Origin of the sequence: Bacillus sp. DTU_2020_1000418_1_SI_GHA_SEK_038 (assembly GCF_032341175.1) — a bacterium.
Classification (GTDB): Bacteria; Bacillota; Bacilli; order Bacillales; family Cytobacillaceae; genus Cytobacillus.
This window is the reverse complement of the sequence record NZ_CP135435.1, coordinates 835,511-848,038: the sequence shown is the minus strand read 5'-3', so window position 1 is coordinate 848,038 and position 12,528 is coordinate 835,511. Positions and strand designations below refer to the sequence as shown.

The window sequence follows — 12,528 nt, the reverse complement described above, 5'->3', positions numbered from 1 at the left end:
GGAAAAGTACTTACGTTAAAAGGTACTTTTTCCTTTTTTCCAAACTAAAGGGAGGAATACGGATGTCAACTTTTTGGTTAACCAATGTACGCTTAGAGAAGGGCTTTATCTATGATAATGATCGAATTGCAGGAACCGAAACTGAAATATGCCATTTGAAAATTGAAGATGGAAAAATCGCAGAAATTACCCATACATCCCCAGACTCTACAGAAAGCCAATTTGATGCAAATCAGCATCTTCTTCTCCCATCATTAAGAGATATGCATATTCATATTGATAAAACTTATTACGGAGGACCTTGGAAAGCCTGTACTCCGCTTACTAAAGGGATTTTTACTAGATTAGAAGAAGAAGTAGAACTTCTTCCTAAGCTTTTACCAACCGCCCAGGAACGTGCGGAAAAAATGATTGAATTATATTTAAAAAATGGCCATACCCATATACGTACCCACTGTAATGTTGATCCCATTATTGGATTAAAAAACTTAGAAGCAACTGTAAACGCTCTGGAAAAATACAAAGATGTTCTTACTTATGAAATCGTTGCCTTTCCACAGCATGGATTGCTAAAGAGTGACTCCGTACAATTAATCCGGGATGCGATGAAAAATGGAGCAACGTTGGTTGGTGGAGTTGATCCAGCTACAGTAGACCGAAACATCGAGAAATCATTATACACAATATTTGATATTGCAGTTGAAAACAATAAAGGCGTTGATATTCATCTTCACGATCCAGATTCATTAGGTGCCTTTACTTTCGAAAGAATGGCTCATTATACAGAGGAAGCTGGACTTAAAGGCAAGGCAACTATAAGTCATGGGATCGCATTAGGTGACCTGCAAGGGGAATCCCTTTCCGATATGGCAGCCATTTTGAAGAATCAAGAAATTGATGTGACAACTACCATACCAATTAATCGACCTACAATTCCAGTGCTAGATCTCGATAAATTAGGAGTTACTGTTTCTGTTGGACATGATAGCATTACCGACCATTGGTCACCTTTTGGAACAGGAAATACGATTCAAAAGCTTGGCAGGCTAGCTGAAAGATTCAGGCTAATTGATGAGTATTCCTTATCCTCCTCCTTGAAATACGGAACTGGAGGCATTACCCCGTTAAATAAAGAAGGTGAAAGAGTATGGCCTAAGGTCGGATCAGAAGCAACGATGATGTTAGTTGATGCTACTTGTTCCGCCGAGGCGATAGCGAGACGGGCAACAGTGGAATCATTGTTTTTTAAAGGGAAAAAGGTGGAAAGCAAATTATCGGAATCAACTCAAACAGAGCCATCCACGGTTAGATAAAAAAGGGAGCGAGGAGGAAATATGATGCATACTTCTTATTGGTTAAAAAACGTTTTGTTAGAAACAGCGTACCTTCAAGATGAAAACGGAGTCTTTTCAACGAAAACGGAGCTATTCCATTTGAAGATTCAAGATGGGAAAATAATAGAAAAGCATAATCATAGCTTTCAGATTCCGCCAGGCGAAAAAACGATTGACGGTAAAGGGTTTTTGGCTATCCCTTCTTTTAAAGAAATGCATAATCATCTAGACAAAACTTATTTATCTCTAGATTGGAAGGCATGTATACCTGTGAAAAATTTAGAAGAACGGTTGCGCCTTGAAGCGATGGAGCTTGAAGAATTAGCTTCTACAGCTAAGCAAAGAGCAAGTAAAATGATCGAGCTTATCTTATCAAAAGGGTCAACACATATTCGTACCCATGTGAATATCGATCCCTATATTGGACTGAAAAACCTCGAAGGGATAAAAGCAGCCCTCGAAGACTATTCAGATAAACTTACTTATGAAATTGTTGCTTTTCCACAACATGGCCTTTTAAAAGAAAATGTCATTTCTCTTATGAAGGAAGCAATGAGATCAGGGGCAACCATCGTTGGTGGACTGGACCCGGCAGGAATTGACCGGAATATTGAAGGGTCCCTATATGAAGTGATGAATCTGGCTGCAGAATTCAATGCAGATGTTGATATTCATTTACATGATGGCGGACATGTTGGTTACTATACAGTCGATAAATTAACTGAAATGGTCGAAGACGCTAAATGGCAAAATCGCGTGGCCGTTAGCCATGCTTTTGGTCTAGGAGAAGTTTCAACAGAACAAGCTGAAGCTATTGCAGATAAATTAAGCCATCAAGGAATGTCGATTATGTCTACTATTCCAATTGCAAGATCTCTGCCTCCAATCCCCATCTTGGAACAAAAGGGAGTCAATGTTTACCTTGGATGTGATGGTTTTTATGATTCATGGGGGCCTTTTGGCAATGGGGATGTATTGGAAAAGGTAACAAGATATGGCGAACTCTTTAGGAAAAGCGATGAAATTTCATTATCTCAGTCACTAAAATGGGCCACTGGCGGAATAACCCCATTAAATAAAGATGGTGAGGTTGCCTGGCCGCTTGAGGGTGACGATGCAAATTTAGTTTTAGTCAATGCATCTTGTTCCGCAGAAACGGTAGCAAGAACCCCTAAACGTGAAGCTGTTATTTTTAAAGGGAATGTAGTTGTTGGGAATCTAGCCTAAAATCACTTCTAAGAGGGCCCAAATATATTGGGCTTTCTTTTTAATTACAAAATTATCAGTAATTCAGATTATAAAGAGTTTGTTTCGAGTCCTGAAATCTTACGCTCCCATTCCACCGTCAACTCTATACTGAACTCCTGTGATAAATGAAATTTCATCAGAAGCAAGGAATAATACTAAATTAGCAATATCACTTGGTTCACCGTAACGCCCTTATGGAATAGCCTATGCTAAATCTTCTTGTTCTACATTCAATCCATCTTCTAAAGAACGCATCATTCTTGTGTTAACAGGTGATGGATGAATGGAATTCACACTTACATTAGCACTTGCTACTTCTAATGCGGAAGCTTTAGTTAATCCTACTACTGCATGTTTTGAAGCAATATAAGGTGAAACTCCCGGACTACCTTTAATACTTCCCTCACTGTTCAGGGCTTGAACCCTATAGCCTTCACCTATTCCAGGAACACATTCAAAAAAATCTTCACAAATCAGTATTTACTAGTAAAAATAATCCATTTTGATAAAAAGACTGATCAAAATAGATTCATATCTAAATTAAGTATCGGTTTTATAATAATGATATGTTGCTCCAGAATCGCTCCCTAACGGGAAAGATAAAATATTTCTCCAAGCTAGTTAAAGAATTTCTCTTTAAATCGTTTGATTGAAAATGGAGAAATGTTTTGGTCAGCCTTCCCAGAAATAATTAATTCACTTAAAATCTGACCAACAACACTGCTAAATTTAAAGCCATGCCCTGAGAAACCTGATGCAATAGCCACGTTTGGATATACAGGATGCAAATCAATAATAAAATTTTCATCAGGAGTAAGTGTATACATACATGTTTTACCATACTTCAACTGTTTTTTAGAAGGCATATAGGCATTCAAAAATTGTATTAAATCTGCTTCATCTTCCTCTATTTCACCAAATCCTAGTATGGATTCATCTGGATTTATTTCTTCCCCTCCATCATGACGACCTACCTTTAATCCAGAACTATTGATGCTTGGAAAGCCATAATAAAGGCCTTGAGATGTCTCAAATGCAAAAGCGGGAAAATCTCGATGATTATATAAATGTTCATTAGCATCGAACCAAGCAAATGTTTTTCTAACTGGTTTAAGAGGGAGGTTCAAATCTAACATGGAAAGGAGACTGCTTGACCATGCCCCTGCTGAAACGACTAATGCCTCAGAATAAAAAGTCTGGTCCTCGGTCTTGACCGTTACTTTTTGGTCATGAACTACTATTTCTTTCACTTTACTGTTTGTTAAGATGGAAGCTCCTTGCAGCACAGCAAGTTCCCTGTATGCATCAATGCATTCCTCGCATTTTAGCACTCCTGATGTTGGTTCAAAGCACCCAATGAAATCGTTAGGTAAAGTGATACCAGGCCAACGATTATTCACTTCAATTGAATCTAGAACATCAAGTGGTAACGCATATCTCTTTGAACTAGAGATGATGTTTTGGATGAAATCCGATTTTTCATTACCAACGTTGAGAACTCCTGTCTGGAGAAACAATTGTTTTCCAGTAGCATTCTCTAAGTCATGCCATAATTCTTGGGCTTTGAGAGCTAACGGAACATACTCTTCCCCTTCTCCATAAGCATGCCTAATAATTCTAGTGTCCCCATGGTGACTCCCCTTGTTATGTGGTGGATTAAAAGAATCTATTAATAGAGTTCTTTTCCCACTCTTTGATAAAAAATAACCTGCTGCCATCCCCATTGAACCTGCCCCAATGACAATTACGTCATAATGCATGTTATTAAACCTCCATAATAACCTACAGACACAGTTTTCAGTATTGTTTTTATATCTATTATATTTGATATTCTAATACTTTGCATTAACGCTAACCTTCGCCATAGTTTAAAGCTTTTCTACTTCTAATATAAATATCAAAATTTAATCGAAATTCTCATTTCGTGAAATATCCCTAATTTGAACAATTTAAGCAAAAAATTGATAAGATATTTAAATTTGATAAACCCCCTGATAATATAAAATTTTCTTTTGACCGCTAATATTTTATAAATTATCGAACAATATTTTAAATCAACAATAACAATCTCGGTATTTTTGAGGTGTGTTTGTAAATTGATATGGTGGATGTGATAGATGCTCTATCGAAATTTTATGTGAGATAAATAAATGATGTCTTAATCATTTAAAAGGAAGAAATGATAATTCTCCATTCCTTCCTTTATAATGATTTTTTCTATTTGATCACCATTGAATGCGCTAAGTATTGATGGTAGAATCCCATATTATAAAAATTCATAAATCCGTACTATGTCATAAAAGAAGGTCTTTGCTTTACTGTTTGTCTATTAATTACCATGTTTATTCTTTAATATCTACTTAATTCATTTGTGGTCTTACACATTCAATGTATTATTCTCAAGAATATATGCTATCCCACTGCAATTTTCTAATCAACAATAAATACTTTAGCTCCAGATTCAGCAGATAACCTATGGGCTTCAGCACCTTCTGCAACCTGAAAACTCATTCCTGTGTTTAACTGAAAAATACGACCATCAGCTAGTTCAATTCCCAATTCTCCTTCTAGAACTAAAACTACATGTCCCCGACTACACCAATGATCGGCAAGGTATCCAGGTGAGTACTCTATCATTCTTACACGTAAATTGCCAATTTCGAAAGTTTTCGATGAAGCCTTCCCTGTCTCCCCTTCGTCCCACTTAGGTTCAATAGAATTCCAAGCAATAGTACTGAATGGTACGTCAATTATTTTCATTTTTCTCCTCTCATTCCTGAATTAAAATATACCAATTTTATAATTCTCTTTACCAAGCATTGCAATTTCAACTTCCCAAACAATTAGAACCAATAATAATTTTTAATATGTTATATCAACCCCATTACTTGCATTCTTCGATTTATAATTAGGAAGATATTGATAACCAGCCCAGTAAAGCAATGCACTGATTGGCATGCTGACCATCCAGGAAATCGGTAAAAAGATCACACCAATAATTCCACCTATGAGAAGCGAGCCGAGCCCTAACCAATTATATTTAATTGTTTTATTGTAAAGTGATTCAACGTTAAATTTTTGTTTATGGATAAAATAGTAATCCGCAATAAGGATACCTAACAATGGTCCAAGAAATGCAGAATAGAACGAGATGAAAGTGTTAAAGACAGAGCTTGAAATTAATAGCCATGGGAAAGTGACAATACTTAACAATCCCACAATAATAACTGACAATCCCCAAGTAATATTAAATGTTTCCATTAATACTATTGCAGGTGGCTTAATATTAATGGTTAAATTAGTAGTGATTTGAGCAACGATAATAAAAATCATCATTGCAACTGCAACAATAGGGTTTGGAATAACTGAAACTAGTGCTTGCACCGGATCCCATATCCCGGTAGCAGCAGCAGATAATACCCCTATTCCAAGTATGATGATAAACATTGGTACTATCCCAACAAAGTGCCCAATTGCATTGTAACCTGGTTTATTTTCAAGATATCTACTTAAATCCCCATTATTGATTGCAGCTGTAATCAAAATTCCGACAGATGCTGTAATCGCTGCAAAAAATGGCATCCCCCAGCTCCCACTTGTATTCCACGTATTTGCTATTTTTAGCCCACCTGCATTAATAAGCTGAATTGTTATATAAATTAAGAAGCCAAGGACAACAACAGACAAAATGGAGTCAAACCACTTAATTGTATTCATCCCAAAATAGGCAATAAACGTCTGAACTACTTGAAATAAAATAAAATAAACCCAAATATTGCCCCATCCCCAAATTGTTTGTGTAACAAATTCCATCGCTGAAGCACCAATCCAAGATCCAATTCCATACCAAAATACAGCAGGTAAAACCCTTATTAATGAAGCAATCCTTGCCCCGTTATATCCAAATGAAGATCGTGCTTGAACAATGAACGGAATCCCATATTTGATTCCGGGCCTTGAATTAATCACAAACAGCAAACCAATAAACAAAGCAGAAATAACAGTAACAACCCCTGCTTGAAATATATTCAACTTCCCTGCAGGCGGCAAAAACGACTGGCCAACCATAAAAATTTGGATAACTACCATAGACGAAATCCAAAGGGTAATATAGGTTGTTAGCCCAAAAATTCTATTCTCACTCGATACTGGATTTAGAGATTCTCTTCTTGAACCTTTCGCAATTTCCGTAGAATTCTGCCCCATTTCTCTCAACCTCCCGTTTTTCCATTTATATTCTTCTAAAAAAGCTTTGTATTTATTGAACTAGGCATGCTATATGAACCTGTCAATAATCATGTAGCAGATGAATATTTCTTTTTATAAAAAAAGATGGACAAATTCACGGTAGTTAAATATTTGCCCATCTTAATTGAAATACTTATATAAGATTATCTATATATAAAATTTGTTTAAATACTCAAATCTACTACTTAATTGTAGACTGACTCTTTCCGAATTTCTCTAACGCACCAACAAATGTCTTTTTCTCAGGATATTTATATGTTTTTAACTTACTAGTTTTCTTTCCTAAATCGACAATAGATTCCGCAAATTTAACTGCTGCTACTACTCCATCAATAACTGGGACTCCCAATTCTTTTTCAAGATTATCAGCAAATTCAGCCATACCTGCGCAGCCAAGCAAAATAGCCTCCGCTTTATCTTCTTCAACCGCCTTTTTTCCCTCTTGTCTTAACATTTCCATCCCAGCTTCAGGATCTCTCTCAAAATCTAAAACGCACATCGGAGTCGTCCTGATGTTTAATACTCTTTTACTTACTCCATAAGAATCAACAAGATCTTCTAACATCGTTTTAATTCTAGGTAAGACTGTTACAACGGAAAATCTGGCTGCTAGCATTGAAGCTAAATAGACTGACGCTTCAGCGATACCCACCACGGGTTTATCTGTAACTTCCCTTGCAGCTTGTAAACCAGGATCACCCCAGCAAGCAATAACAAATCCATCTACTCCTTCTTCTTCCCCCTTTTTAATTTCTTCAAGTACACCAGGAATACATAAATACTCATCATAATAAGATTCGATGGAGGCTGGACCCATTTGAGGACTCACTGCTATTATTTGTGTGTCTGACCTTGCAACAGACTTTGCAGCATTTTCAATACCTTTCGTCATTTCCCACGTTGTATTCGGATTAATCACTTTAATTTTCATTTTATTTTTCCTCCTATTAAAAAATTCAATTAAATATCTAGTGGCTATAGAGTTTTCCCATCGCCCAAAACTAGATTTTATGCTTCTTTCTTAGCCTCATGATGATCCACTTTAAAGTTTGTATTTGTAATTTCTGGCTGTTCATAGACTTTGCAAATCCAATATTTCATCAATGTATAGTACAATACTGTTGCAATTAACAAAGCAGAAACAAATCCGTAATCAGGAAAAAGCAGAACGGATAGACCAGCTGGAATATACGCAATAATTGCAGCAGGATTCACATTATACCAATATTTATATTGACCTTCGGCTTTATATAGTTCATCGACATTAACCTGACGTTTTCTTAAAAAGTAATAGTCTGTGAACATAATTCCAACGATAGGTGCTAAAGTTGCGGTAATGACCATTAGTATTTGAGGAACATAGTCTGCATAATTCCAAGGTTGAAGAAGCAATCCTAAAACACCTGCAATAATCGATCCTGTTACAAATGTTATTTTTCGCGGGAAAAAGTTAACGATAATATATCCTGGTGGCAATAAATTGGCACTTATATTAGTAGACCACTGTGCTAGGATTACAAAGGCTAAACACACTATTAATAACCATGGATTATCCTGTCCCATCGTTTGAACCATTACATCAATTGGATTCCAGTTTCCAGTTGCTACACCACTCGTTAAACCAATTATCGTAAACAATAACATAGATCCAACTAGACCGAATGTATGCCCTATAAAGCTCCCCTTATTCTCTTTCCACCAACTAGGATTATTTTTATCTATGTTAGTCTTTAAAAAGCGAGTGAAATCCGGGGCATTCAGTGCCATCGTAATATAAGTACCCATCATGACTACAACAGCAAATCCCATGGATACGCCACCTTCACCACTTTTAGCAAATATATCACTGAACGTTAAATCATGTTGATTCATGATAAAAACCTGTAAAAGAATTCCGATAATCAAAATACTAGGGGATGCTAACCATTCAAACTTTGTTATTGCTTCTATCCCCATGGCCGTATTAATGATTTGCACAGCTCCAAACACAATAATTAACATCATAAGGTTTGAATATCCAGTTAGCATTTCCATAATGACATTTAGTGCATATGCACCCATCCAAGTTTGGAATCCAAACCAAAATATAGCGGGAATAGCTCGAACCACTGCAGGTATATGTGCACCAAGGTAACCGAAACAGGCTCTGATATAAACAGCATACGGAATACCATATTTAATACCTATATCTCCAAGTAATGTTAAGAGAAGAGCGACAACAAGATTCCCAAGTATACAAGCAATAATAATTTGTGTTGGTGATAAAGCAGGGTAAAGCTGTGCTGCTGCAATGAAGGTGACAAGTTGTACAGCAATCCCAATCCATAAAACTAGGAAACCCAATGTGGAAATATTTCTTTGATTGTCTGTCGTAGGCATGATATCCTTACCAGTTAAACTAATTCCTTTTTCTGAATCATAATTCATAGACCTATCTCCCTTTCATTTCATTTTTTTACTTAGAAGAAAGTTTTCAGTATCATCTGGTAAGTATTATTAGGAATGATTTTTCAATAATTTCTCCACAGTTTTATATGTCTAGTTTTTTACTGAAAATACACAATTTTCAGAATATATAAACCGAAATGACCTTTTTGTATGGCAGCCATTTCTGACCGCCATACATTTCTAAACAAACTTTAACACGGCCTCCAACAGCAACTCCGTCCCAAGTGTGATATCTTTTTGTTCAGCTTTTTCGTTCGGTTGGTGGCTAATACCTTTTTCACATCTTACAAAAATCATTCCGATGTCCGTAATTTCTGACATTAACATTGCATCATGACCTGCACCGCTAATCATAAGCGGAGCAGCAATCCCTTTTTTCCTACTAATCTCACGTAATGAGGAGACTACATTTTCCGAACACGCTATCGGATCCACATCTAAGTGCTTTTCGATTCTGTATGTCAATCCTCTTTTTTCACATATATTTTGTACTTTGTTTACTATTTTCCCATATACATTGTTTCGTCGTTGTAAGTCGATATCTCTTAAATCAAGTGAGAATTCAACAGAGCTTGGTATAACATTACTTCCACCTGGGAATGCCTGAATGATTCCAACAGTCCCCACCGTCTTTTTTTCGGGTTCTTGTTTACATAGCCTTTCTATTTCAGATATTATTTCTGCTGCTCCCGCTAAAGGATCATGCCGTAAATTCATCGGTACAGTTCCAGCATGACCTGCCTCACCAGAAAGAAAAATGCTGTACCAGGAAGGACCTGCAATTCCTTCTACAATACCTATCGCATGGCCATTTGTTTCTAAGATTGGTCCTTGTTCAATATGCATCTCCAAAAATAATTTGATATCTTTATCTGTTCGAATGGACTCTTTGATTCGATCTGGATCTACTCCAAAACCAAATGATTTTAATGCCTCGTATCGACTAATCCCATTTTCATCTTTTTTTAACAGGTCGCTTTCATTTATTCTACCAACCATCCCTCTGCTCCCAAAAAGTCCATCGTTAAATCGTGAGCCTTCCTCTTCACAGAAGGCAACTACTTCAAGAGGATGTTGATGAACTATTTGAGCAGATGTAATAGCCTGCACAACTTCAATCCCTGCAATGACACCTATAATGCCATCAAAGCGTCCCCCATTTCGCACGGAATCTATATGAGAACCAATCATCACTGCAGGTAAATCAGGATTCTCACCTTCTTTTCTGCCTATTAAATTACCGAAATGATCATGTGAAACACTTAGCCCTGCTTCTTCCATCCACTGTGAGACTAATAAGTGAGCTTCTTTATCTTCTTTACTTAAAGCTAAGCGATGTACACCATTTTGATCATTTTTCCCAATTTCCCCTAGGCGTAGAATACGAGAATAAATTCTATCGCCATTAATCTTGCAAATTGTTTGCATGTCATCCTCCTTTAGTAAACAATACTTGGAAGTACGAAAACTCGTTACTTACTTTTTCTTCTTTCATAAGTTTGCTCGTAATCGACCTCTCCTGTATCTGTAATAACAACCCCATAATCCTTTAAAGCATTTTCTTTTAAAATAAATCCATCTAAATAGTCGCCTAGCACTTTCTCAGGATCTCTTTCAAAAGGATTTCCATATCCTCCGCCACCTGGTCCAGCTAATTGAATGGTATCTCCCATTTTCACAGTTCTGTTTGGAAGTTTGGATGGAAGTTGAACAAGTTCACCCGTTCCTTTTTCGCGAATACGAAGGCTTCCTGTTGAACCAGAATATCCCCCGTCAAAGCCCCATGGAGCATATTTATGTCCATCTGCCTCCACTGAAAAACTTCCTTCATTTAAGAACGTAATTTCTTTAACAGAACCAATTCCCCCGCGCCACTTACCTGGTGCACATTCATAATCTTTTAGCTCATAGCGGTTTACTCTTAGTGGATAATGTGACTCAATGTCCTCGATTGGATTATTTCTCGTGTTGGCGTACAACGTATCCACAGCATCCATACCATCTTTTCCATAGCGCCCGCCGTAACTTCCCTCCATAATGTCCATATATACCCAATAGTTATCATCCTTTTTACCACTAAAAGCAACCACTTGCAGATTTCCAACACCTGCACTAATTTGATGAGGAACTACTTGTGCCAAAGCTTTCATTAGAGTATCCGCCACAATATTCCCTGAGCAGAAACGTGCAATCGAAGGAGCTGGGAAGATGGGATTACATAATGTCCCTTTAGGTGCTACAATTTTAATCGGACGAATCAGTCCGGAGTTTTGCGGGAAATTTCCATAAATGGTTGAATCTAATAATATAGAACGTAAAGTTAAATATATTGCAATATCAACTGTTCCGAGTAAAGGCATATTAATTGGTCTATCACTTACTTGTGGGGAAGTGCCCGTTAAATCAACGGTAATATCACTTCCACTTACTTTAACTGTTACTCTAATTTTCAAATCTTTTTTTGCTGGATCATTACTATCTAAGTAGCCATCTAAATTACCTTCTGCTGTGTACTCTCCATCTGGAAGCTTTTTTATCGCGTCTCTCATCATTTTTTCCGAGTAATTCATTAGTTCTTCACTGGCTGCTTCAACAGTTTCTAATCCAAATTTTTCAATAATCTCAATATATCTTTGAACACCGATTTTAGCAGCTGCAATTTGTGCTTCCATATCACCTACAACCAATTTAGGTGCACGGATATTATCTTTTAATAAATCCCATATATAACGATTTTTAACTCCTTTTTCATATACTTTTATCGCTTTAAATTGCAGACCTTCTGCATAGGCATCAACAGCGTCAACGATTCCACAGCTTCCTGGAGTAGAAGAGCCAATATCTAAATGGTGGGCAGTTGTAACTGAAAATCCTATCAGCTTATCATGATAAAATACAGGGATACAAAAACCTACATCCGGCCCATGGGACGCACCATGATAAGGAGAATTATGCATTATCACATCTCCAGGATTAAATGTATCACCACGTTCATCCATGATTTGACGTATTCCTTGGACGTATCCTGGAATTGGACCGGATTGTAGCGGAGTACTGTGCGAAGACTCACATAACTGTTGGCCTTTAAGATCAACAAGTGCACAGCCAAAATCTTCTGATTCTCTGATTATGCTCGAATATGCCATTCTCGCAAGCTTATGCCCCATTTCAACTGCAACATTTTCTAAAGCACCAAGAACTACTTGAACAGTAATAGGATCGATTTTTTTACTTTTGATTTGTGTCATAT

General features: G+C 36.9%; 9 protein-coding genes and 1 pseudogene. 2 read left to right on the top strand and 8 right to left on the bottom strand.

All coding sequences use genetic code 11. From position 1 onward, the window contains the following. Nucleotides 1-62: 62 nt before the first annotated feature. Both RRV45_RS04285 and RRV45_RS04280 read left to right on the top strand, forming a co-directional pair. Nucleotides 63-1,313, top strand: coding sequence for an amidohydrolase family protein (locus tag RRV45_RS04285; RefSeq protein ID WP_315667514.1), 1,251 nt, complete (start codon nt 63-65; stop codon nt 1,311-1,313). Between the two features lie 24 nt (nt 1,314-1,337). Next, nucleotides 1,338-2,561: an amidohydrolase gene (locus RRV45_RS04280; RefSeq protein ID WP_315668928.1), complete on the top strand. Its 1,224-nt coding sequence runs from the start codon at nt 1,338-1,340 to the stop codon at nt 2,559-2,561. Nucleotides 2,562-2,660: 99 nt separating this feature from the next. Here the strand turns inward: RRV45_RS04280 and RRV45_RS04275 are convergent. From RRV45_RS04275 to RRV45_RS04240, 8 genes and pseudogenes are all read right to left on the bottom strand, one after another. Then, a pseudogene (locus RRV45_RS04275) lies at nt 2,661-2,978 on the bottom strand (SDR family NAD(P)-dependent oxidoreductase). Between the two features lie 221 nt (nt 2,979-3,199). Next, nucleotides 3,200-4,342, bottom strand: a complete 1,143-nt coding sequence (solA, locus tag RRV45_RS04270) for an N-methyl-L-tryptophan oxidase (protein WP_315667513.1) — start codon at nt 4,340-4,342, stop codon at nt 3,200-3,202. Nucleotides 4,343-5,012: 670 nt separating this feature from the next. Then, nucleotides 5,013-5,342, bottom strand: coding sequence for a DHCW motif cupin fold protein (locus tag RRV45_RS04265; protein WP_315667512.1), 330 nt, complete (start codon nt 5,340-5,342; stop codon nt 5,013-5,015). Nucleotides 5,343-5,444: 102 nt separating this feature from the next. Next, on the bottom strand, nt 5,445-6,788 hold the full coding sequence (locus RRV45_RS04260) for an NCS1 family transporter (RefSeq protein WP_315667511.1): 1,344 nt from the start codon (nt 6,786-6,788) through the stop codon (nt 5,445-5,447). 223 nt (nt 6,789-7,011) lie between these two features. Next, the gene (locus RRV45_RS04255) at nt 7,012-7,761 is read right to left on the bottom strand and encodes an aspartate/glutamate racemase family protein (RefSeq protein ID WP_315667510.1); all 750 of its coding nucleotides are present in this window, start codon (nt 7,759-7,761) and stop codon (nt 7,012-7,014) included. A 77-nt stretch (nt 7,762-7,838) separates the two neighbouring features. Next, nucleotides 7,839-9,257 (bottom strand): NCS1 family nucleobase:cation symporter, encoded by a 1,419-nt coding sequence (gene ncs1, locus RRV45_RS04250; RefSeq protein WP_315667509.1) that lies wholly within the window; start codon nt 9,255-9,257, stop codon nt 7,839-7,841. A gap of 201 nt (nt 9,258-9,458) precedes the next feature. After that, on the bottom strand, nt 9,459-10,706 hold the full coding sequence (locus RRV45_RS04245) for a Zn-dependent hydrolase (protein WP_315667508.1): 1,248 nt from the start codon (nt 10,704-10,706) through the stop codon (nt 9,459-9,461). Nucleotides 10,707-10,750: 44 nt separating this feature from the next. Then, nucleotides 10,751-12,526 (bottom strand): hydantoinase B/oxoprolinase family protein, encoded by a 1,776-nt coding sequence (locus RRV45_RS04240; protein WP_315667507.1) that lies wholly within the window; start codon nt 12,524-12,526, stop codon nt 10,751-10,753. Between the last annotated feature and the right edge of the window lie 2 nt (nt 12,527-12,528).

Bases quoted from the DNA above. Each gene is read 5' to 3' on its own strand.
- RRV45_RS04285 (WP_315667514.1), top strand. From the start codon at position 63: ATGTCAACTTTTTGGTTAACCAATGTACGCTTAGAGAAGGGCTTTATC.
- RRV45_RS04280 (WP_315668928.1), top strand. From the start codon at position 1,338: ATGCATACTTCTTATTGGTTAAAAAACGTTTTGTTAGAAACAGCGTAC.
- solA (WP_315667513.1), bottom strand. From the start codon at position 4,342: ATGCATTATGACGTAATTGTCATTGGGGCAGGTTCAATGGGGATGGCA.
- RRV45_RS04265 (WP_315667512.1), bottom strand. From the start codon at position 5,342: ATGAAAATAATTGACGTACCATTCAGTACTATTGCTTGGAATTCTATT.
- RRV45_RS04260 (WP_315667511.1), bottom strand. From the start codon at position 6,788: ATGGGGCAGAATTCTACGGAAATTGCGAAAGGTTCAAGAAGAGAATCT.
- RRV45_RS04255 (WP_315667510.1), bottom strand. From the start codon at position 7,761: ATGAAAATTAAAGTGATTAATCCGAATACAACGTGGGAAATGACGAAA.
- ncs1 (WP_315667509.1), bottom strand. From the start codon at position 9,257: ATGAATTATGATTCAGAAAAAGGAATTAGTTTAACTGGTAAGGATATC.
- RRV45_RS04245 (WP_315667508.1), bottom strand. From the start codon at position 10,706: ATGCAAACAATTTGCAAGATTAATGGCGATAGAATTTATTCTCGTATT.
- RRV45_RS04240 (WP_315667507.1), bottom strand. From the start codon at position 12,526: ATGACACAAATCAAAAGTAAAAAAATCGATCCTATTACTGTTCAAGTA.